Origin of the sequence: Shimia sp. (assembly GCF_965227725.1) — a bacterium.
Classification (GTDB): Bacteria; Pseudomonadota; Alphaproteobacteria; order Rhodobacterales; family Rhodobacteraceae; genus Shimia.
Window position 1 is genome coordinate 377,133 of the sequence record NZ_CBDDGH010000006.1, and the last position, 21,610, is coordinate 398,742.

Genomic DNA, 21,610 nt, shown 5'->3' on the forward strand with positions numbered 1-21,610 from the left:
GGATTTGCCCTCTTACACGGTCCAAGGGGCAGGTTTACCTGCGCTCATTCCAAACTTCTTCAAGGCATCTTTCTGCACTTGCTCATCTATTTTACCATCACGCACCAGCGCCTCGATGGCTGCCAATGCGATGTTCTGCCTGTCCATTTCAAAGAATGCCCGCAGGTTCGTGCGCTGATCGCTACGACCGAACCCATCCGTTCCCAAGGCAACAAAGCGTTGTGGCAAGTGTTGAGCGATCATCTGAGGCACCGCGCGCACATAGTCGGTCGCGGCAACTACAGGAGCTTGGGTGCCCAGCAGTTGTTGCGCATGCGACTGACGTGGCGCGCCCCGAGGATTGAACCGGTTCTGACGCGCAGTTTCTTCTGCATCTCTGGACAGCTCCGAGAAGCTGGTCGCGCTAAAGATATCAGACGCAATCCCAAATTCGCTGTCGAGGATCTTTGCCGCCGCAATCACTTCAAGAAGTATGGTGCCGGACCCAACCAAATTGACACGCGCTTTTGCGGTGTCAGAGCCTTGACTGTCGAGTTTGTACAGACCTTTGATGATACCCTCCTCACTGCCTGCCGGAAGAGACGGTTGCGCGTAGTTCTCGTTCATAACTGTGATGTAGTAGAACTCGTCAATCTGCTCTTCCATCATGCGTTTCGTGCCATGGTCCATGATCACAGCCAGCTCATAAGCAAACGCGGGATCATAGCTACGGCAGTTCGGGATGGTTGCCGCAATCAAATGACTGGTGCCGTCCTGGTGCTGCAAGCCTTCGCCGGAAAGAGTGGTCCGTCCGGCCGTCGCGCCCAGCAGGAAGCCACGGGCCCGCTGATCCGCGGCGGCCCAGATCAGATCTCCAACGCGCTGGAATCCGAACATCGAATAGTAGATGTAAATGGGCAGCATCGGCATCCCGTGAATGGAATAGGATGTTGCGGCAGCCACCCAGGAAGACAATGCCCCGGCCTCAGTGATCCCTTCCTCCAAAAGCTGTCCGCTCTCGGATTCTTTATAGTACATCATCGAACCAGCATCTTCCGGCTCATAAAGCTGGCCATCAGGGGCGTAGATGCCCACCTGCCGGAACAGATTGTCCATACCAAATGTGCGGGCTTCGTCCGCCACGATGGGCACCAACCGCGGCCCAGAGGACTTGTCCTTCAGCATTCCGCCCATCATGCGTACGGCGGCCATTGTGGTGGACATTTCCTTGCCGTCAGCCTGGAGCGCAAACTTGGCATACTTTTCTAGATCCGGCACTTTGGCCTTCGACGCTTCAGGCGCTTTGCGTACACGTACTGGAATGTAGCCGCCAAGTGCTTCCCGGCGCTCACGCAGGTAGACCATCTCTTCGCTGTCAGGCTCAGGTGTGTAGAGACGGATCTTCTCTACATCCTCGTCCGACATCGGTAGCCCAAATCGATCTCGGAACTGATAAAGTGCGTCTGTGTTCAGTTTCTTGGCCTGATGCGCGATCATCCGGGATTCACCCGCGCCGCCCATCCCATAGCCCTTCTTGGTCTTGGCCAGAATTACAGTTGGACGCCCTTTATGCGCTTTCGCTGCTGCGAAAGCTGCGTGCAACTTGCGCAAATCATGGCCACCGCGTTTGAGCTTATTGATCTCAGCTTCAGTCATATGCGCGACCAGCGCAGCACTGCGCGGATCAGCATTGAAGAATTTTTCGCGGTTATAGTCGCCGTCTTTCGCACCGAGGTTTTGGTACTGACCGTCAACGGTTTCAGCAAAGCGGCTAAGCAGAACGTTGTCTTTGTCCCGAGCGAATATCTCGTCCCATTCGGAACCCCAGAGCACCTTGATGACATTCCAGCCCGCGCCGATGAACAATGCCTCCAATTCCTGGATCACCTGACCATTGCCTCGGACAGGGCCATCCAACCGCTGCAGGTTGCAATTGATGATGAAGGTCAGATTGTCGAGCCCTTCGCGCGCTGCAAGCGTCAAACCCGCGATGGACTCTGGTTCGTCCATCTCTCCGTCCCCGTAGACACCCCAAACGTGGCGATCCGTTGTGTCAGCCAGTCCACGAGCATCCAGATATCGCATGTAGCGCGCCTGATATACGGCATTCAACGGACCGATCCCCATGGAGCCTGTCGGAAACTCCCAGAAATCTGGCATCAGCCAAGGATGAGGGTAAGAGCAGAGACCGTTACCCCCAACTTCTTGGCGATAGTTGTCCAGCTGTTCACGGCTCAGGCGCCCTTCGAGATGCGCGCGCGCATAGATGCCAGGTGCTGAATGTGGCTGATAATACACGAGATCGCCGCCAAACTCTTCTGTGCGTGCCCGAAAGAAGTGATTAAATCCAACTTCGAAAATCTCCGCAGCGGAGGCGTAACTCGCAATATGCCCCCCAAGCCCGCCGTAGGCCTCATTTGCGCGCACCACGGTCGCCAAAGCATTCCATCTCATGATGGAAGTCAGCCTGTTTTCTATTTCAAGATTTCCCGGATAAGGGCTCTGTTGTTCTGCCGGAATCGTGTTGCGATACAAGGAGAAGGGCTGCTCAGAAGTTACAAGCCCTTCGACTTTCGCAGTGTCCATCAGAGCTTTCAGAATATGCCGCGCTCGGCCTTCTCCGCCCATCTCCTTTGTGCTTACAAGCGCATCAATCCATTCCCGCGTTTCAACGGGGTCAATGTCGCCAGCGTCTATTTCTGCTTGTGTGATCATGCGTTTTTCTCCAAAACGACGTGATAAGGGAGGAAAGGGTAGCGCGGTGCAGGAAGAGTATGACCTGGGCACCCTTTCCCATGCGTCACGTCCTTGAGGCCGTAAAACGCATGTGTGAAATCAAGTGACTGACTAAGACCTATTCAAAGTCCTCAAGCACCGTTTTGCCGTAAACCGACCCGCTTTCCTGAAGACGATGCGCCTCGATCAAATTGGCCGCATTGATGGACCCAAGGTGCCTGGTCGCTGTTGTGATGATCTCTCCGGCGTCTACGAGATCCGCGATCCTGTTCAGCATTGCCCGCTGGCTATCAATGTCATCCATCTGAAAAATCGGACGGGCAAACATGAATTCGACATGGAAAGATAGGGATTTTTGTTTGATCTTCATTATGTTGAGATCCACTGGGTCATCTATCACGCAGATTTCGCCACGCGGCTCGATGACATCCACGATTGCATCAAAATGCTGTTCCGTGGCTGTAAGCGAAGCAACATATCGAGGCGCTATCCCCAACGCATCCAGCTGTTCGGTAAGGTCATCTCTGTGGTCAATGACGTGATCCGCGCCCATCTTTTTGCACCACTCAATGGTTTCAGGGCGCGATGCAGTAGCGACCACCCTGAGCTTCGTTGCAGCCTTGGCGATCTGAATGAGTATGGAGCCAACACCACCGGCTCCTCCGATCACAAGTAAGGTATCCCCCTGCCCTGCCCCCTCTTGTAGCTTGAAACTGTCGAACAGAATTTCCCATGCCGTTATTGAGGTAAGCGGCAATGCAGCGGCATCTGCCATCGACAATTTGCTAGGCTTGCGCCCGACAATGCGTTCATCCACGACGTGAAATTGGGCATTGGTCCCCTGACGTGCCGCATCCCCTGCATAGAACACCTCATCCCCCAACTTGTATTTGCTTACCCCTGCGCCAAGCCCCTTAACGACACCCGCTGCATCAAACCCCAGAACCTTATGTCCAGTTTCCGGCCCGCCGCGCATCCTTATCTTGGTGTCGACCGGATTGACCGAAACAGCCTGCACTTCCACAAAGAGATCCTGATCCCTCGGGATAGGGGTGCCCAGTTCAATGTCTTCGAGTGCGTTCGCGACCTCTACTGGCAAACTTTCTTTGAACCCTACGGCTTTCATGGAAACTCCTCCATCATGTATTTGCTGAGATCGCCCATTGCGACCAATTCATGAGATCTATAAATGGCCGCTTGAAATCAGGGAAATGAGTTGTTTCAATCATACCTATGAGCAAATCAAATAAATCGCCCTTCCGCCTCGACACTGACTTGCTGAGCTTACGCACCTTTATCGCGGTGGGTGACATGAGAAGTTTTTCTGCCGCCGCCAAACAGGTTGGCAGAACGCAGTCTGCCGTGAGCCTGCAAATTTCCAAACTTGAACAACGCCTTGATGCGAAACTTCTGGCGCGAACAAGCCGAAAGGTAGAGCTGACACAGGCTGGAGAATTGTTCTTTAACTACGCCCAAAAAATCATTGCACTCGCAGACGAAGCAGCTACTTCACTGAGTGCCCCAGATACCGCAACACCATTGCGCATTGGATTTGCTGAGTATCTTGCTCCCGACCATCTGCATGACCTGCTAAGCAGGTTCAAACGCTCACACCCCAAGCTGCCTATTGAACTGAAGTTGGGAACGGGTTTCGATTTGCGTGATCAATTGGACCAAAACCTTTTGGACGTGATCATCACTGGCCACGATGGCGGTAGCACCAAAGCACCAGATAGTGTGGTGCTGCGCGAGGAACCGATGGTTTGGGTCAAAGGAGATTGCTTAGATCTGGAAACCACCGAAGAAGTACCGTTGGTCGTCATGCATGAACGCTGCAGCTATCGGAAAATGGCGACCGAAATCTTGGAGATATCCCAAAGGCATTGGCGGATCGTAACTGAGGCTAATTCTATTCAAGGAGTTCAGGCTGCTGTGAAAGCCGGGCTCGGGGTCTCCGTTGTTGCAAACTCTGCTGCAACTGGTCTCAAGGTTATCGAGCACGGCTTTCCTCCGCTGCCAAGAACCGCAATGGTCGCCTATCTACCCAAAACAAGACATCCGCTTGCTGAACGCTTTGTCTCATTTGTCGCCCAGGGGCTTTGAGGGATTCGGATTGGAACCGGCAGCATATCCACGGTGAGGCACCCCCGCTTAAGATGTTCTGGCGAGCGTCTCAAAACAGCCATCGACAGTATCAGCGATGGGATTTTGCAATAGGCCCAGAGCTGAGGTTCAGCGAAGCCCCAGATCTCTGCATCCAAACACCGCATTACCTCTATTCTCTGCAAGTCAAAATTCAGTGGCCGGAGATTTCACACGCTGCCGGATGAGACAAACTTTCATTTACCGAGCTTAGCTGTGGCGCTGAGCCTTCGAAGTCACCTCGCAAACCCGAGTCCTCGATGACTGCGTTGGCCAGTGCCCGCTTACCGGTCCTTCGCTGCGGAAGCGCGACCTCAAGGTCATGATGTTGGACCGTGAAATCGGCCAGCGACGCGTGTCGCTTTCGCCCGAACCGAAACCGCAATTTCGCATTGCATGATTGGACATATGAAATTCAGTATTTGTAGCTGATGAGGTTTCGACAATTGCTTGCGTAAGCAACATTTCTGCAAACGCAGAGCAACCATTTTCAGAATGGGGTTCAAGGCCGATAGATGGCGCGAACCACAAGCGAGAGGGTCGACCGGAAGACCTGAGATACCCTCCCAAACATACCGGACACATCAGTGTGTCTCAGGGGATGTCAACGCAATTCAAGCCTTGGCCCACACGTTTTAGGCGCAAATTTCCTTCTGCTGGTCTTAAAATCACCACAGAAAAACAGGCTACTTGCAGAAGAAGATCTCCGCGCGGGTTTGAAAACCCTCAACATTCCGGAGGTCCTCGATTGACCTGACCGGCTTACCGTCCACTTTCTGGAGACACTAAAATTCTAAGCTTTTCTAGGATTTTGTCACCAGGGAGCGGGTGCCATAAATTTTATAGTTGATGAATTTTCAAGGATATTAATATGCCGACCCCGATCTATGTGACGGACTATGACGACCTTCTCTCCAAATTGGATTCGGCAACCGGAGGGGAAGTGTTTGAGCTCGCCCCAGGCGAGTATGGCCTCCTCAATCTTTCGACTTCAACTCTCAAGACTTCTCATGGAAAATATGCCTCCGAAGTCACAATTCGATCCGCTGATCCAATCGACAAGGCGATTTTTTCAGGCGGGATTTTGGCAGGTGTCGAGAACCTTAAAATTTCCGACCTTAAAATCGAGTACCAGCCGACCGGAGAGCTGCCTATCTATGAAAAGGTCTTCAAGATTGTAAAAGGCTCCAAATCCGTTGTGATCGAGAACTCGGTCTTTGAAGGACACCCCGTGCCAGAAGGGCTTGGAGGAAACCCCGAAGATCATCTGGATGTTAAAGCGCATGGGGGCCTCGTTGAAGGACTGTCGAGCGGCGTCGGATTTTCTGCCCGTGAAAGCGAAGACATCACTTTCCATAATAATGAAGTCACGGGCTTTCATCGCGCGGTGAAAGTCCTTGATGTCGATGGAGCCATATTCACAGATAACTATATCCACGATCTGCGTTCGGACGGTCTTAACTTTATCAGCGTCACCAACGGCCTCATCGAAGGAAATGAAATCAGGGATATGCGCCCGTGGCGGCATGAAGAGGCAGTGGGTGGTGGGGATCATGGTGATCTGATCCAGTTCTGGACCAATGGCACAACCTCACCGAGCGAGAATATCATAATACGCAGCAATATATTGCATGTCCGCGATGGTGACGCCACGCATTCCATTTTTATGCGCAATGAAGAGGTCGACAATGGCCGCGCTGGCGAGGAGATGTTCTATCGGAACATAACAATCGAAGACAACCTGATCTACAATGCTCATCGACATGGCATCAGTGTTGGCGAAGGTTTTGAAATCACTATTCAAAACAACACTCTTGTCCAAAATCTCAGCCGCGAAAATGGAGCGGTCACTGTCCCGGAAATCTATGTCAATCCCGCCTCACAAAGCGTCACTATTATCGACAATGTGACCCCCGGCCTCCGAGATTTGGCTGGAATGGAAGCCGCGGGATTTACCATAAGCGGAAACGTCATTACCCAGAATACAAACGAAAATGCCCCCAACTACGTGCAGGATATCTTTATTGATGCTCTGAGTGGGAGCAACGCGTCGGTGACTGATCTTCAGATTGTTCCGGAAAGCGTTGCTGATGGGGTCGGAGCGGCAATTTCACAATTTGAATTCACACCAGATGATTTGACGCCGGTTGCGCAATATACGAGCGGGGAATTCTCCGGAAATGACTTTGCCTTCACCTTCAACGCGGGCTTAACAGCGGATCAGAATGGGCTGGTCGATGACGGTGCAACCTTCTCTTGGGATTTTGGAGATGGACAAACTAAGACAAGTATCGAGGTCGACCACACTTTTACCACGCATGGCCCCAAAGAGGTTATTCTGACTGTGACGACTGCCGACGGCACGGTCGCAAACAATATTATCAGCGTCAACATTGCTGACCCGGTCTATGTGGATATCGATTTCACGAACGCCTCGGCAACCGATGGCTCTAGTTACGGCGCCACGCTGCTCAAAAATCGGGATGAGGACCAACTCTTTGAAGAGACTGACTTTGCTGTTGGTGCCAACGGCGAGGTGGGCTTGCGATTGAAATCGGATTCGGTCTTTACGTTTGGTCGCGATGACACACATCTGTTCGGGCAAGATCAGTTCTCATTCCACTTCGACATACAGCGCGCAGCGGCGGATTCCGGTGGTGGAGATTTGCTGTACAAGCACGTTCAGGGCATGAAGCTCCACGTCCAAGATGATGGCACGATCAACTTTACGATTTTTAACAGTGATGCGCAGAGTTTTGCTTTGGTCACAGACACAAAAATCGATGACACGGAGCGTCATGATTTGGTCGTGAGCTACAGTGCCTCTGATGCGCTGCTTGCGATTTATCTCGATGACGCACTTATCGGCTCCACCGAAATGACCGGTCTTGTTTTGGAAGAAGTCTACTCTTTCCAACCGATCTCCTTGGGCAATCCTTTCAGGGATAACCTCGAGGCGATCATCTATGATTTCAAATATCTCAATACCGCCTTTGAGCCGCGCGCAGCCACGGCAACCCCCATCCCCGAAGATGCCATTTATTCTGATGGATATGCGAGGGGCTCGGTTGAGAGTGATGTGTTTGTTCTTGGCGCCAATTACACTGACATCAACTCTGCCGGAACGGACACTTTCATTGTGACGGATTTGTCCACATCATCGGCACACCGTGTTCGGAATTTTGAGAGTGGCGAAACGTTAGATCTCAGCCATCTGATAGACATCCCAAACGGACAGTCGGTCGATGAGTTTGTCCGTCTGGAGGAGCGCACATGGGGCGGCGGCACCCACACCTTTGTGCAGATTGATCAAAGCGGATCAGGTCAGATTTTTGTCGATGCCATCGCGCTGACGTTTACGACATTTCACAGTCTGGAGGATGCGATCAATACAGGCGCAATTGTGATTGGAAACTCTGACGTTGTGATGCCCGTAGCCGACAATGGTATATCCGCTGCAGGCTATGAAGCCGGGACTGCCGCAGAGGACACTTTCATACTCGGAACAGACTATGCTGACATCAACTCGGCAGGAACTGATAGATTTGTTCTCAGAGATATCTCGACAACATCACCGCATCGCATTCGATCGTTCGAAGACGGCGAAGTGATCGACATCAGTGATGTGATTGATATCCAAAATGAACAATCTGTGGATGAGTTTGTCCGGCTGGATGAGCGCACATGGGGCGGTGGCACCCATACATTCTTACAGATTGATCAAAGCGGGTCAGGTCAGAATTTCGTCGATGCTATCGCGCTTACGTATAAAACATTTAGCAGCTTAGAGGATGCCATAGATAGCGGAACAATCTTGCTCGAGTCTGATTATCTGTAAGCAATACTGGTGGCATCCATCAAGGCGCACTTAATTTCCCCCGACACGGGGCTATTCAGTTCGCACTGTTTGAGCAATGCCTGAATTGAGTTTCCTGTTTGATGAACCCGTACTGTTGAGCGGGTATGAGATTTTATTACTTTGGCAGAGCAGCGCTAGGGGAAGGGGAGAAACCTCAGAGTGCAGTACAAATGTAATCTCGCTGCCTGCGAACGCTAACTGAAATTCAGTCGAGATCCTGCGACGCGCTGGCCCTGCAACTTCCAAAACTTCTGAGCATCGGTAAGGCCGATCCGTGTGCCTTCTGCGCGGGGTGAACCACAAGTCCAAGGGTCAAGGGTGAAATCCTTCGTCTAAGTGACCTCCCGCTCGCCTCCCACAGCGATAGCAACGGCAGATTGCTCTCCAAAATCTTGGGGCAGTAAGCCGAGGAGATCGATCTTTTCGACCGCGCTCAATTGGCCGAGATCATCCGCAGCTGCTGTCCCAATGCCAGACTGAGCGAAGCAAGTCGTGCGCTCTCCGCCCATTCCCTCGGCCGTTGCAAATCCATGAATAATGCGGACCGCTTACGCAAAAACATCGGTAAATATGGGCGGGATTGGGAGCGGATGAGACAAGTGAATCGACCTCACTTTTTTTGTGCGGTCTTGTAGTTTCTTAAGGTGTCTCCGATTTAGATTTTATGCTGCATTTTGCTCTTCCAAGCCCGTCCAATATGCGTCGTTCGGCGTTTGCCGATCAAGCACCGAATGGGATCGACTGGTGCTCCAAAGGCCCTCCAATTCTTGACGACGCGCCAGGTCTGAAAGCCATCGGAGATTTCCTCAAGATAGATGGACTCCTGCTTCAGGGAGCGCCACAGGCATTCAGTGAATGTGTTATCTGATTGTCTCCTCCCTTCCGTCCATAGAGACGCACGGGCATTTGCGGATTATTTTAAGAATATGCCTCCCCGCAAAACAACCTCCAATAGCCAAATCTTAACCTGTCTCCCGTCAATTTCGGCACTGGGATTATTTCTGAAAGGGCCAAATCATGGGTGCGCGTACAGCGACTGGGGCAACGGAGCCAACGGATACAAATACCGATCTGCAGGGGGTTGTGGATGCGATCAATCGCGTGCAGGCGGTGATCGAGTTTGAACTCGATGGAACCATTCTCAACGCGAATGAGAATTTTCTGACAACCGTCGGATATGAACTGAACGAGATTCAAGGCAAGCATCATCGTATGTTCTGCGAGCCAGCTTATGCGGCTTCGGAGGACTACCGTGATTTTTGGATGCGCCTTGCGACCGGAGAATTCTTCGCGGGTGAGTATAAGCGGCTTGGAAAAAACGGGGCCGAAGTCTGGATCAATGCGTCCTACAACCCAATTTTCGACGCGGACGGCAAACCCACCAAAGTTGTGAAGTTCGCCACAAACGTAACCGAAGAAAAACGCCGGATTGCAGATCAGGACGGCAAGATGGCTGCGATCAGCCGGGCGCAGGCTGTGATCGAATTTGATCTGGATGGCACCATTCGGTCAGCCAATGAGAATTTCCTGGCTACGGTCGGATATGCAATGGATGAAATCCGCGGTCAGCACCACCGGATGTTCTGCGACCCAATTTACGCCAGCACTGCTGAGTATCGCAAATTTTGGGAAGACCTTGCCGCTGGTGAGTTTGCTGTCGGCGAATACAAGCGGTTTGGCAAAGGCGGTGCCGAGGTTTGGATCAACGCCTCCTACAACCCGATTTTTGATGCTGACGGCAAGCCTTTCAAAGTTGTGAAATTTGCCACCAACGTGACCGAAGAAAAGCTGCGCACGGCAGAGCAGGACGGCAAGATGGCCGCGATCAGCCGGGCGCAGGCAATGATCGAGTTTGAGCTGGATGGCACAATCCTGACTGCCAACGAGAATTTTCTGGCAACCGTCGGATATTCAATGGAAGAGATCCGTGGGCGCCATCACCGAATGTTCTGTGAGCCGGCCTATGCAAACTCTCCAGCCTACAGCAAATTCTGGTCGGATCTGGCCGCGGGTGAGTTCTCTGCGGGGGAATACAAACGCTTTGGTAAGGACGGCGCCGAAGTTTGGATCAACGCCTCCTACAACCCGGTGTTTGATGCGGACGGCAAACCGGTGAAAGTGGTCAAATTCGCCACTGACATCACTGCCGCGAAACAGGTGGAGAAAGAGGTCACCCGCATTGCAATGCGGTTTGCGGATCAATCCAGCGGGATTTCGGAACAAGCGCAAACCGTGGCCAGCGGGGCGCAAACCCTTGGCTGCACCACGGAAGAAATCAGTGCCTCTGTAGAGGAATTGAGCGCCTCCATTGACTCGATTGCCCAAAACAGCAACCGCTCTGATGAAATTGCGCAGAAGACCAAAGAAGAAGCTGATCTGGGTGCAAAAGCGATCGAACGCTCCATCGAGGCGATGGATCTGATCAACTCCTCTTCAGAGGAAATCAGTGAAATTGTGAAGACAATCAGCGAAATTGCCAGCCAGACCAATCTGTTGGCATTCAACGCAGCGATTGAAGCGGCCCGCGCAGGCGAACATGGCCTCGGCTTCTCTGTTGTGGCGGATGAAGTGCGCAAGCTGGCCGAACGGTCGTCGCAATCAACCAAGGAAATCAGCAAGCTGATCAACGACACTGTTAAGCGCGTGACGCAAGGCAGCGAAGTCTCCCGCGAAGCTGGTGCTGCATTCACCAAAATCCTCTCGGGGATTTCGGAAACAACGGACTCCATCACGCAAATATCTGTTGCGGCGAATGAACAGCAGACTGCGGCACGGGATGTGGCCGAAGCCATTCAGAGCATTGTTGACGCATCTGAGGAAGCCGTTGTGGCCTCCGATGCGATTGCTGCTGCGACAGTGGAATTGAGTGGCGGGGCTCAAGAGCTCAAATCGGAAGTTGCGAAGCTGGGCGGCTGATCCGTCGCACCACTCAAGGAAAGGGCTTTTGATGACATCACATGTTGCAGAAACCAGCATGAGCGACAGCGAGTTCTCAAAACTGCGCGCGATTGTGCATAAGACGACGGGCATCACGATTGCGGAGAACCGCCGGTCGATGCTGATCAGTCGCTTGCGCAAACGCCTACGGGAGGTGGAGGAGCCGAGCTTCTCCTCCTACATCTCCCGGCTCGCCAATGACCCCGGTGAGATGCAGGAACTCACCAATCGGGTGACAACAAACGAGACCTATTTTTATCGCACGCCCCGGGTCTGGGATCATTTCACAGAAACGTTCCTGCCGGAGTTCCACAAGACAGCCGGTGGGCGAAAAATGCGGGTCTGGTCTGCTGCTGCCTCCACAGGTGAGGAAGCGCATACGGTTGGGGTGTTGCTGGAACAGCAACGCCTTCAGCACCCGGGTTTTGACTACAGCGTGCTGGGTACGGATGTTTCGTCCCGTGTTTTGGATATTGCCCAGACCGGGGTTTACAACGGGCGCGCAATCGCCCGTTTCCGTACCGCGCAACCCGAGCTGTTTCAAAAACACATGAAGGGCGATGACACCAATGGCTATAAGGCCGTACCTCAGGTGCGATCACGGCTGAAGTTCAAGCTGCACAACCTGCTCGAAAAAATGAGCGGTGCGGGCGGTTTTGACGTGGTGTTTTTGCGCAATGTGCTGATCTACTTCACGCCTGAAGATCAGGAGAAAATACTGGCTCATGTCAGATGCATGATCCGCTCCGACGGTGTGCTTTATATTGGTGAGAGTGAAACACTGACCAACCTGAGCACCGATTTTTCGCAGGTCGCTCCGATCATTTACCAGCCCACAGCGCGCGCGGGGGCGGAATGACGACGGCCGCCAATGAAAAACTGCATGTTCAGATCGGGCAGGTCAAAGTCGGCCGAGAGGGTCAATCTCTCACGGCCATCCTTGGATCCTGTATCGGCTTGGGCCTGCTTTATCCGGCAGAGGGCATCTTTGGTTTGGCCCATTGTCTGCTGTCAAAGTCCGGGAACAAAAGTGAAAAGCTCAGCGGCCGGCATGTTGATCAGGCGTTTTGGTCTTTGCAATCAATGATGGATCTCAACGCCTCCAACATTCGCAAAGTGAAGGCACTGATTGTTGGTGGTGCGAATATGACCATGCCTGCGGACACCGATCCCGCTCGATTGGTTGGGAGTATCAACGCCAAATTTGCCTATGGCGTCCTGCGACAGGCGGGGTTGCGCAACATTTATGAGGACGTCGGTGGCCTGCAAGGACGGCAGGTGACGATTGACTGCACCAGCGGGGAGTTCACCGTCGCACCCATCCCGCGACTGGGAGAATAGAATATGGATTTGACTTTGGATCAGCTGTCTACAGCGCTGAAAACCTCCGATGGCCTGGCTCCGATTGAGCAAGAGCCAAACCCAGCCACGGAACCTACTTCTTTCGCCTCACCGCCAAAACCCGCGCGGATAGGGCAAGAGAAGCAACAAAAAGCGATCTACGGCTCCTTCATGATCGGAGAGACCGAATTCGCCATTCCGGTGTCATCGGTCCAAGAAGTGGTGAACGAGCCCAAGGACATTTCGCCTGTCCCTTTGTCCCCTGACTATATGCTCGGGCTCTTCAATCTGCGCGAAAAGATCGTGCCGGTGGTGGATCTGCGAAAGCTGTTGGAATACCCGGATGCACCCAAGGACAAGGCTGGTAAGGTTGCGATTATCGAACATGGCGCACATAGCATTGGCCTGTTGTTTGACCGCACAAGCGAAGTTCTCAACGGCAAGGATGCCGCGCGGGTTGATTTCAAACCCAACGATCGCGGCATCAAAGATATTGTTATCGAAGGCGTTTTAAAGTTTGAGGGTGGCGACCGGCTTGTCCAGATCCTTGATCCTCAGGAGCTGCTGAACCTGGAGAAACTTCCGCGCAGCAACAGCAGTGCAGAAGCGAGCCGTCAGGCATTTTCACGGGGCAAACGCCACTCCTGCATTTCGTTCCAGACCGGTCACACCTCTTGCGCCATTGATCTTCGGTTCGTGAAGGAAGTGCGAGAGTTGCCAAAGCTGGATCAGTCGCTCTTTGCGCATGGTCATATCCTGGGCACCGCAAATCTGCGCGGTGTCATTTTGCCGGTGATCGATTTCCGCAGTTTTCTCGGCGATGAGCCGGTGATCGAATTCACCCAACCGCCGCAAGAACGGCGCATGTTGGTGATTGAAACACCAGAAGGGCCTGTCGGTCTAATGGTGTATTCCATCGACAGCATCCTGCCCTACTACGAAGATGAGATTCTTCCGTTTGCAAAACTTGCGCTGCCTTGTGGTGACTTGGTCGAAGGCTGTCTGATTGATCAAGAAAATCGCATCGTGATGATGATCAAGCCAGAAATGCTCCAAGAAGACAAAGGCTTTATGGAAGCCGCAAAGGCATGCCAGGAGATTTATCCCCCAGAAACGGAGGACAGCGAAACATCGGCGCAGCTCCGCGGGAACACCCGCCGCACTTTCATTCAGTTCACCTTCGACAAGCGCTTCGCGCTTGAAACATCAAAGGTCAGCGAAGTCATTGAGCGCCCTGCGGAATTGCTGGAGCCTCCTTTTGCACTGAAATTTGTGGAAGGGATCATTAACCTTAGGGGCGATCTGATCACCTTGCTGAACCCGCGTCTGCTCTATGGCATGCCTCCCACCAAGACGGCCGACCAAAAGGTTTTGATCTTCAAGCACAATGGGCAGAGGTTCGGTATTTTGGTGGATTCCGTGGATGAGATCATCATGACCACAGAAAACCAGATTGCTGCGCTCAAACCCATCGATAAGCAGAACACCGAAAGGAGTGTTGCGGAAGATGTGGCGGGCTGCATACAGCACACCAATACGTTTGGCACGCTGAACTCCGTACTGATTTTAGATACGGATGCCCTCGTGACACGCTGCTTGAGGTCTATGGAGCAGTAGGGTGTGACTTGGTGCCAGAAAGTTAGGCAGTTGGTTAAGGTGTATCCTAAACCTCTGAAGGGATGCGAAAATAGCAAAGCGCCGGGAGTTTACAGATCAATTTAAGGCCAAGGTGGCGTTGGAGGCGCTGCGTGGCGAAAAGAGCGTACAGGAGATCGCAGCAAAATATAAGTTACATACAAATCAGGCCAACACTTGGAAGCGGCAAGCGATTGACGGGATCGCGGATGTATTTTCTTTCGGAACGCAAAACGCCCGACAGAAGCGGAGGTTAAAGAGCTGTAAATCGACGTCGTATGAGAGAGTATGCACTCGGCAACGTCGCCCATCCCGAAGGCGCGCTGTTCAAGATGGCATGCGAGGAGGTTGTCAGCAAGAGCGCAAGTGCTTGCTGTTAGCGAAGCAGAATACGCTTCCATTCTGGAGGGCTATCTCCCGTCGCCAAAGTCGCAAATCTCACAATGGCTCTAAATGGACCTGCATTCCCGACGGGTAATCGGCTTGGCGGTCAGCAACAGGGTGAAGCGTGATCTGGCGATCCGAGCGTTGAAGATGGCCGTAGCTCTTCGGCAGCCACCAAAAGGCTGCATCCACCACACCACAGTGGCAGCCAATACTGCTCTCACGATTACCAGAAGCTGCTGCGCCAGCACGGCTTCCAGGTATCGATGAGTGGCAAAGGCAACTGTTATGACAACTCAGCTGTGGAAACCTTCTTCAAAACGATCAAGGCAGAGCTGATTTGGCGAAGGTCATAGCAGACGCGGCGGGACGCTGAGTTAGCCATCTTCCAGTACATCTACGGCTTCTACAATCCGCGCCGAAGGCACTCAGCATTGGGCTGGAAAAGCCCGGTCGCCTTCGAACGGAAAGTAGCCTAAACGTGCACTTGGGGCGGCACAAAAACGTGACATGTCCAAACTTCTAAGGCTTCAATCGAAAGGTCCAAAGCTCTGAAGGTCTCAGCGGCCAGCTGATTGTCCGTTTTTTTCTTTTGGGCTCAACCAAAGCCAAAATCCACAAACGATCACTGCCACACAGATCGTGATGGACCATAACAGCACTCTCCGATCCATCCCACCTCACTTTCTTCAAAGCAGTTTAGCCCCCTAAGAGACAATTCCCACAAGTCAGAATACACTTATTCCGGTTTAGAGGTGCCGTAACTTTTCCTAAGAAGTGTTTCGGTATTTTCGCAAAACGCTGGCAGTGCGCCGTCACAGTGCTTCCACACTTGCCGAACCAAAAACGCAAGCAGCGCCCCTTTGGGCGCTAAGTGACTTCTATAAAATGCTAAATTTGGTTGCGGGAGCACGCAACCGCCGTTACCGAACCAGACTAAGCTGTCAAATAGGAACTCTCTAATCACTTGCTAAATTAGGAGACCGAACGGTTGCGGGAATCGCAAGCTCTCCGCGCTGGAAACATCACAACGACTGTGCGGTATCCTAAATCGGCCCGATAATAACAGATGTTACGCATTTCAGGCGCGCAGCATGGACGTCGCGATGGTGTTTCTAATCTTTAGAAGCTCGGCCTCAATCTCTTCCACATCAGCCTCACATGTGGCGTTGTTGGCGTAGGGAACAGTCAGTGCACCGTGAAGTTGCCCCCCCAAAGAAACCAATGGCACGGAGAGATCCACAACACCGCTCATAAAGCGACTGTTGAATCGCAGCACGCCATTCTGAGCCAGCGATCTGCGGTATTCTTCCAAGTGATCCGAGCGAAAGTCAGGATTTCTCTCGCGAATGCGCACTTCCGTCTCTGAGAAGTGAAAAGGGTTCATAGCGCAGAGCATAACGATGCCTGACGCGGAGTCTTCCAGCGGCCTGCGAGAACCAATCGGCACGCTGATCGACATCCGCAGTGGCGGTTCCCATCGCTTCATAACGACCATCTCATCGCCGCTTGGTAAAACCAATTGGCACGGTGCACCTGTGCGGGCAGAAAAGCGGTCCGCCATCGGTGAAATCGCTTCAAAAATATCTTTTATAATTGGGGCATTAAGGCCCATCTCCAACAGTTTAGATGTGGTCACATACCCATAACCCGCTCCCGCTTTTTCCAAAAAGCCCTCAGCTTCCAGAACCGCGATCATCCGAAACACTTCATTTCGGTTACGGCCGAGTTCGGCGGCAATGTCCTGGGTGCTGAGAGGTTCTGGCGCTTTGCTCACAATCTCAAGAATTTTCAACCCACGCGTGAGAGCTGGTGCGGAATAGGAGGATTGAGTCGATTTCGTCATGCGTCACCCTTTCGTATTTGACACACTGTTTCAAATATGCAAACCATTCAACCCACATCAGGGAGGAAGATGTGAGTTGATGCCAGATTTGGAGACATTTCGCAGGGCGCAATCGTCGAAAAAACGCAGTTTGTTGCAAAGCTGCGCAGCACGCCATCGTTCCAAAGGCCTACTCAGTTTGGATTTGAGCGCCCCTCCAAAAAGCCGGGACAAAACCTCGGTTTCCGTAAGCACTCCGCTCTTAGCGAACGCACCAGCATTTAAGCCAAAAGTTTCAAAACATACCCAGGGAGGAAAAAATGAAACTACATCACATCCGCACCGTTGCCCTAGGCGCAACTTTGGCGCTCACTGCAAGCGTATCCACCGCTTGGGCTCAGGAAGTTCTACGCTTTGGCCACGTCTATGAAGCCTCAACGCCATACCACGCAGCAGCAGAGCGGGCCGCAGACCTACTGGAGAAGGCCACCGAAGGTCGCTACACGATGGAGGTGTTCCCAGCCTCTCAACTTGGCAAAGAAGCTGCGCTGAACGAAGCCTTGTCTCTGGGCACTGTCGATGTGATCTACACAGGTATTGCTTTCTTGGGTCAGTCTTATGGCCCGATCAGCATCTCTGATTATCCCTTCACGATGCGCTCTTACGACCACTGGAAAGCCTACGTCGGTTCCGACTTGTTTGCAGAAATGAGCGAGGCCTACAGCAAGGTTTCCGGCAACACCATTGCCGCAATGACTTACTATGGTGCACGCCACGTGACTTCCAACAAGCCAATCATGTCGCCAGAAGATATGGACGGGCTGAAAATCCGCACGCCAAATGCGCCTGCTTATCAGATGTTTCCAAAAGCAACTGGTGCAAACCCAACACCAATGGCCTTCGCAGAGGTCTATCTCGCTTTGCAACAAGGCGTTGTAGACGCGCAGGAAAACCCACTGCCAACCATCCAGTTCAAGAAGTTCCACGAGGTTCAGTCCAACATCAACTTAACGGGCCACATCACCAACTCTCTGGCAATGGTAGTGTCGCCGGTCACCCTCGGCAAAATGGGCGATGACGGCCAAGCCCTTCTGGACGCTTTGGCGGAAGCCGCCTCTAGCACCTCTGATGAAATTGTTGCCTCAGAGGCAGAACTCGCTGATTGGTTCCGCGCACAGGGCGTGACCGTCAACGAAGTGGATCGCAAACCCTTCATGGATGCGGTGTCTCCAATGCTGACCAGCGCAGATGTGCCTTGGACGCCAGAGATCTTCGCGCGCCTGCAAGCGATCAAAGAATAAAAATGGTTCTGGGCCTGCCAATTTCGATCGGCGGGCCCAGCAACATATGGAAAGGAAAGGTCCGATGAAGGACATGACCCAAGCGCCTGAAATCGATTTTGACGCCCTGGCTCAAGAAGACGAGCTGCACTTCAAAAACTTCAAAATCAGCATAGCCGATTACCCGCTTCTCGCCCTCTTTGCGGCGTTGTTTTGTGTCGTGTTCCTGCAATTCTTCACCCGCTACGTCCTCAACGACTCAATCGCATGGACGGAGGAAGCGGCGCGGTATCTCCTGATCTTGCTGAGTTTTTGCGGTGCAATCCGCTGTCAGGTGATGGGATCGCACATCGCACTCGAATTTGTAGACAAGTATTATGGCCGTCACCTGAAGTGGGTCCATCTCTTTGCTCTACTGGCAAGCTTCGCACTGTTTGCGACCTTCCTTTGGTCAGCTTGGGAGCTGATCCAGCGTACATCGTTTCAGCAAATGGTCTCTCTTCCTTTCCCCAAATACTACCTTTACGCGGGCGTGATGGCTCTGGCCGGGATCAATGCATTGATCATCATTCTACAGATCTTCACGCGACTGAAATCCGCGACACGGAGCTAAGAACCCATGGGCCTCTTCATACTTTTCGCATCGCTCTTTGGTTTGATGCTGCTGCGCGTGCCAATCGCATTCTCGCTCGCGCTTTCCTCCTTCGCCTACATTCTTCATTCCGGCCTACCGCCGGTTCTATTGATGCATAACATGGTCAATGGCATGGACAGCTTTCCGCTCCTGGCCATCCCCTTCTTTATCCTTGCCGGTGCGCTGATGAACTCTGCCGGCATCACCGCGCGTATCTTCGGCTTTGCCCGCGCCATTGTGGGCTGGATGCATGGCGGTCTTGGCCACGTGAACATCGGCGCAAGTATTATCTTCGCAGGGATGTCCGGCGCTGCAGTGGCTGACGCCGGTGGTCTTGGCGCAATTGAAATCAAAGCCATGCGCGAAGCGGGCTATGATGACGATTTCAGCGTGGGCGTCACCGCAGCGTCCTCCACCATCGGCCCCATCATTCCGCCTTCATTGCCTTTGGTGATCTTTGGCGTCATGGCATCGGTCTCGATTGGCCAATTGTTCGTCGCTGGCATTGTGCCAGGCTTGATGATGGCGGGCGCTCTGTCGGTGATGGTGTGGTGGATGTCTCGCAAACGCGCCTATCCCCGCGACGTTGCTTTTAGCGCCACCCTGATTGGCACCCGCTTCAAGGCAGCCTTCTTGCCCCTGATGACCCCAGTTATCATCGTCGGTGGCATTGTGTCCGGCGCGTTCACACCAACTGAGGCAGCCATCTGCGCGGCGGCTTATGCGCTGGTGCTGGGCACTTTGGTCTACCGAACACTCACTCTGCGCAAACTTGCCGTGATTTCTTTGGAAACCATCGAAACCACGGCCGCGATTATGCTGATCGTTGGTGCAGCCTCTGTGTTTGCTTGGATTTTGACAGCCAATCAGATCGCCACTCAATTTGCTGAATTCGTGTTGTCCTTCACCGACAGCAAAGCCGTAGTATTGCTGCTGATCATGGCGATCGTTCTGATCGTGGGCCTCTTCATGGAGACCATCGCCGCAATCTCGATTCTGGTTCCTGTCTTGATGCCTGTGGCCGCGCAATTCGGGATCGATCCCATTCACCTTGGCATCATCGTCATTTTGAACCTGATGCTGGGCTTGTTGACGCCACCTGTGGGCATGGTGCTCTTTGTACTCTCCCGGGTTTCAAAAGTGCCTTTTGAACAGTGTGTAAAGGCCACCCTGCCTTTCTTAGTTCCGCTGATTGGCGTACTCCTACTGCTCACCTTCATACCGCAACTGGTGCTTTGGCTGCCTGAACTGCTCTATGGATGAGCCTTATTCTACGGAAAATATGAGGTTGACCCACTCAGTTTAGAGTCCGCTTTTGTAAGATAGCTCTGTGCGACTGTTGGCTTTACTTTGACCGGTTGACATATTCATATGGCGCGATACCAGCGAGTTCTAGTGCAGCCGGTTACGACTAAAGTCAGCGAGCCATGCTGCGATCATACGGCAGGTTTAGCGCAGCGACGGTAGCAGGTCTTCGTTAAGGCGTTCCTCGCGCATGCGCCCGTTGAGCTGTCGATCATGATCAGCCCCACCTGAGGGCTCCAATTTGATTGTTAGTGCATGATCGGCCTTTGATCCATCTGAACGATGGTTTCCGTGGCCGGTGGGCGGTAGCCCAACGCGCTGTGGGGGCGTTTCGTGTTGTAGTGTTTCCTCCATTCTTCGATCAGGATTTGAGCTTCGCGCAGGCTGTAGAAGATCTCGCCATTGAGGAACTCGTCCTTGATGTGGGCATTGAAACTTTCGCAGCATCCATTCTCCCATGGCGACCCCGGTTCGATGTAGGCCGTCTTTGCGCCAACAGCCTTGACCCAGTCCTGAACGGCCTGAGCAACAAACTCCGGCCCGTTGTCTGACCGAATGAACGACGGCACCCCGCGCAGGATGAACAGATCGCTTAAGGCATCAATGACGTTACCTGAGTTCAGCTTGCGATCCACACGGATGGCCAAACATTCTCGGCTGTATTCGTCGATGATGTTGAGCGTGCGGAAAACCTTTCCGTCATCTGTTCGACAATGCACGAAATCATAGCTCCAAACATGATCGCGATGCTCTGGCCGTAGTCGAACGCACGATCCGTCATTCAGCCAGAGCCGCCCCTTCTTTGGTTGTTTCGTTGGCGGTTTCAGCCCCTCTCGTCGCCTGCAAACCATTCGCGGAATTTTCGGCCGTCTTTCTCGAAGTTGCGGATCGCGAGATAGATCAGCTTGGTGGCCGCTTCATCAGTCGGGAACGACCCTCGGGTCTTGATTGATTTCCGGATCACCCGGTTCAGGCTTTCAATGCGTTCGTCGTTTAGATGATCTTGCGGATCGCCGGATCGAAGGAGAAGAACGGAATGACTTCTTCCTAGGCCCTGCGCTAGGCGGGCGCGATGGAGGCATATTTCCCGGCCCATTTTTCCTCGAACGCATTGAGCTCGGCCGCGGCCGCCTCGGCACTCGGGGCGCTGTAAATCCGGCGCAGATCGGCCGCTACCGCCTTGCGGTCCTTCCAGGAGCAGAAATTCAGGGAATGGCGCACCAGATGGACGATGCAGGTTTGAACCTGGGCCTCCGGAAAGGCGGCAGTGATCGCCTCGGGAAAGCCCTTGAGCCCCTTCCACGACCGCAATCAGCACGTCCTGTAGCCCGCGGTTCTTGAGTTCGTTCATCACCGAGAGCCAGAACTTCCCCCTCATTCTCGGCGATCCACAGGCGCAGAACCTTGCGGCTGTCATCGCGGGTCACGCCGAGGGCCACGTCAACCGCCTTGTTCTTTACCGTGCGGCTGTCGGCATCGCGGATCTTCAAGCTCGCCAAATCAATAGAACGAATAGAATGCACGGTCTCTGTGCACTCGATGCTACTCTAGGT

The 21,610-nt window shown here is 53.0% G+C and carries 13 protein-coding genes and 3 pseudogenes; 11 read left to right on the top strand and 5 right to left on the bottom strand.

The window, feature by feature from the left end:
- Positions 1-12 precede the first annotated feature (12 nt).
- Both mdeB and ACO07T_RS19610 read right to left on the bottom strand, forming a co-directional pair.
- Positions 13-2,694 (bottom strand): alpha-ketoglutarate dehydrogenase, encoded by a 2,682-nt coding sequence (mdeB, locus tag ACO07T_RS19605; protein WP_422050798.1) that lies wholly within the window; start codon positions 2,692-2,694, stop codon positions 13-15.
- Between the two features lie 139 nt (positions 2,695-2,833).
- Positions 2,834-3,841, bottom strand: a complete 1,008-nt coding sequence (locus tag ACO07T_RS19610) for a zinc-binding alcohol dehydrogenase family protein (protein ID WP_422050799.1) — start codon at positions 3,839-3,841, stop codon at positions 2,834-2,836.
- A gap of 107 nt (positions 3,842-3,948) precedes the next feature.
- Here ACO07T_RS19610 and ACO07T_RS19615 point away from each other — a divergent pair, with 107 nt between their 5' ends.
- The 8 genes and pseudogenes from ACO07T_RS19615 to ACO07T_RS19650 all read left to right on the top strand — a co-directional run.
- A complete protein-coding gene (locus ACO07T_RS19615) occupies positions 3,949-4,818 on the top strand; it encodes a LysR substrate-binding domain-containing protein (protein ID WP_422050800.1) in 870 nt (289 codons plus the stop codon).
- Positions 4,819-5,728: 910 nt separating this feature from the next.
- The gene (locus ACO07T_RS19620) at positions 5,729-8,695 is read left to right on the top strand and encodes a right-handed parallel beta-helix repeat-containing protein (protein ID WP_422050801.1); all 2,967 of its coding nucleotides are present in this window, start codon (positions 5,729-5,731) and stop codon (positions 8,693-8,695) included.
- A gap of 1,038 nt (positions 8,696-9,733) precedes the next feature.
- Positions 9,734-11,632, top strand: a complete 1,899-nt coding sequence (locus ACO07T_RS19625) for a methyl-accepting chemotaxis protein (protein WP_422050802.1) — start codon at positions 9,734-9,736, stop codon at positions 11,630-11,632.
- A gap of 31 nt (positions 11,633-11,663) precedes the next feature.
- Positions 11,664-12,512: a CheR family methyltransferase gene (locus ACO07T_RS19630; protein ID WP_422050803.1), complete on the top strand. Its 849-nt coding sequence runs from the start codon at positions 11,664-11,666 to the stop codon at positions 12,510-12,512.
- A complete protein-coding gene (locus ACO07T_RS19635) occupies positions 12,509-12,994 on the top strand; it encodes a chemotaxis protein CheD (protein ID WP_422050804.1) in 486 nt (161 codons plus the stop codon). The genes ACO07T_RS19630 and ACO07T_RS19635 overlap by 4 nt, the downstream gene beginning before the upstream one ends.
- A 3-nt stretch (positions 12,995-12,997) precedes the next feature.
- Positions 12,998-14,611, top strand: coding sequence for a chemotaxis protein CheW (locus tag ACO07T_RS19640; RefSeq protein ID WP_422050805.1), 1,614 nt, complete (start codon positions 12,998-13,000; stop codon positions 14,609-14,611).
- Positions 14,612-14,681: 70 nt separating this feature from the next.
- Positions 14,682-15,107: a transposase gene (locus tag ACO07T_RS19645; RefSeq protein WP_422051055.1), complete on the top strand. Its 426-nt coding sequence runs from the start codon at positions 14,682-14,684 to the stop codon at positions 15,105-15,107.
- A pseudogene (locus ACO07T_RS19650) lies at positions 15,083-15,492 on the top strand (IS3 family transposase); the annotation flags it as partial. The gene ACO07T_RS19645 and the pseudogene ACO07T_RS19650, both read left to right, overlap by 25 nt.
- A gap of 602 nt (positions 15,493-16,094) precedes the next feature.
- On the opposite strand, the gene ACO07T_RS19655 reads toward ACO07T_RS19650, so the two are convergent.
- Entirely contained in the window at positions 16,095-16,859 is a 765-nt protein-coding gene (locus ACO07T_RS19655) for an IclR family transcriptional regulator (protein ID WP_422050806.1), read from the bottom strand.
- A gap of 299 nt (positions 16,860-17,158) precedes the next feature.
- On the opposite strand from ACO07T_RS19655, the gene ACO07T_RS19660 reads away from it, so the two are divergent.
- The 3 genes from ACO07T_RS19660 (at position 17,159) to ACO07T_RS19670 (ending at position 20,015) form a co-directional block, all read left to right on the top strand.
- On the top strand, positions 17,159-18,139 hold the full coding sequence (locus ACO07T_RS19660; RefSeq protein WP_422050807.1) for a sialic acid TRAP transporter substrate-binding protein SiaP: 981 nt from the start codon (positions 17,159-17,161) through the stop codon (positions 18,137-18,139).
- A 64-nt stretch (positions 18,140-18,203) separates the two neighbouring features.
- The gene (locus ACO07T_RS19665) at positions 18,204-18,731 is read left to right on the top strand and encodes a TRAP transporter small permease (protein ID WP_422050808.1); all 528 of its coding nucleotides are present in this window, start codon (positions 18,204-18,206) and stop codon (positions 18,729-18,731) included.
- A gap of 6 nt (positions 18,732-18,737) precedes the next feature.
- Positions 18,738-20,015 carry a TRAP transporter large permease gene (locus tag ACO07T_RS19670; RefSeq protein ID WP_422050809.1) on the top strand — a complete coding sequence of 426 codons (1,278 nt, stop codon included), beginning with the start codon at positions 18,738-18,740 and terminating at the stop codon, positions 20,013-20,015.
- Positions 20,016-20,305: 290 nt separating this feature from the next.
- Here ACO07T_RS19670 and ACO07T_RS19675 read toward each other — a convergent pair.
- Positions 20,306-20,896: pseudogene (locus ACO07T_RS19675) on the bottom strand (IS3 family transposase); the annotation flags it as partial.
- Positions 20,881-21,550, bottom strand: a pseudogene (locus ACO07T_RS19680) (IS256 family transposase); the annotation flags it as partial. The pseudogenes ACO07T_RS19675 and ACO07T_RS19680, both read right to left, overlap by 16 nt.
- Between the last annotated feature and the right edge of the window lie 60 nt (positions 21,551-21,610).

Excerpts from the sequence above, each read along its gene's own strand:
- mdeB (WP_422050798.1), bottom strand. The coding sequence starts at position 2,694 with ATGATCACACAAGCAGAAATAGACGCTGGCGACATTGACCCCGTTGAA.
- ACO07T_RS19610 (WP_422050799.1), bottom strand. The coding sequence starts at position 3,841 with ATGAAAGCCGTAGGGTTCAAAGAAAGTTTGCCAGTAGAGGTCGCGAAC.
- ACO07T_RS19615 (WP_422050800.1), top strand. The coding sequence starts at position 3,949 with ATGAGCAAATCAAATAAATCGCCCTTCCGCCTCGACACTGACTTGCTG.
- ACO07T_RS19620 (WP_422050801.1), top strand. The coding sequence starts at position 5,729 with ATGCCGACCCCGATCTATGTGACGGACTATGACGACCTTCTCTCCAAA.
- ACO07T_RS19625 (WP_422050802.1), top strand. The coding sequence starts at position 9,734 with ATGGGTGCGCGTACAGCGACTGGGGCAACGGAGCCAACGGATACAAAT.
- ACO07T_RS19630 (WP_422050803.1), top strand. The coding sequence starts at position 11,664 with ATGACATCACATGTTGCAGAAACCAGCATGAGCGACAGCGAGTTCTCA.
- ACO07T_RS19635 (WP_422050804.1), top strand. The coding sequence starts at position 12,509 with ATGACGACGGCCGCCAATGAAAAACTGCATGTTCAGATCGGGCAGGTC.
- ACO07T_RS19640 (WP_422050805.1), top strand. The coding sequence starts at position 12,998 with ATGGATTTGACTTTGGATCAGCTGTCTACAGCGCTGAAAACCTCCGAT.
- ACO07T_RS19655 (WP_422050806.1), bottom strand. The coding sequence starts at position 16,859 with ATGACGAAATCGACTCAATCCTCCTATTCCGCACCAGCTCTCACGCGT.
- ACO07T_RS19660 (WP_422050807.1), top strand. The coding sequence starts at position 17,159 with ATGAAACTACATCACATCCGCACCGTTGCCCTAGGCGCAACTTTGGCG.
- ACO07T_RS19665 (WP_422050808.1), top strand. The coding sequence starts at position 18,204 with ATGAAGGACATGACCCAAGCGCCTGAAATCGATTTTGACGCCCTGGCT.
- ACO07T_RS19670 (WP_422050809.1), top strand. The coding sequence starts at position 18,738 with ATGGGCCTCTTCATACTTTTCGCATCGCTCTTTGGTTTGATGCTGCTG.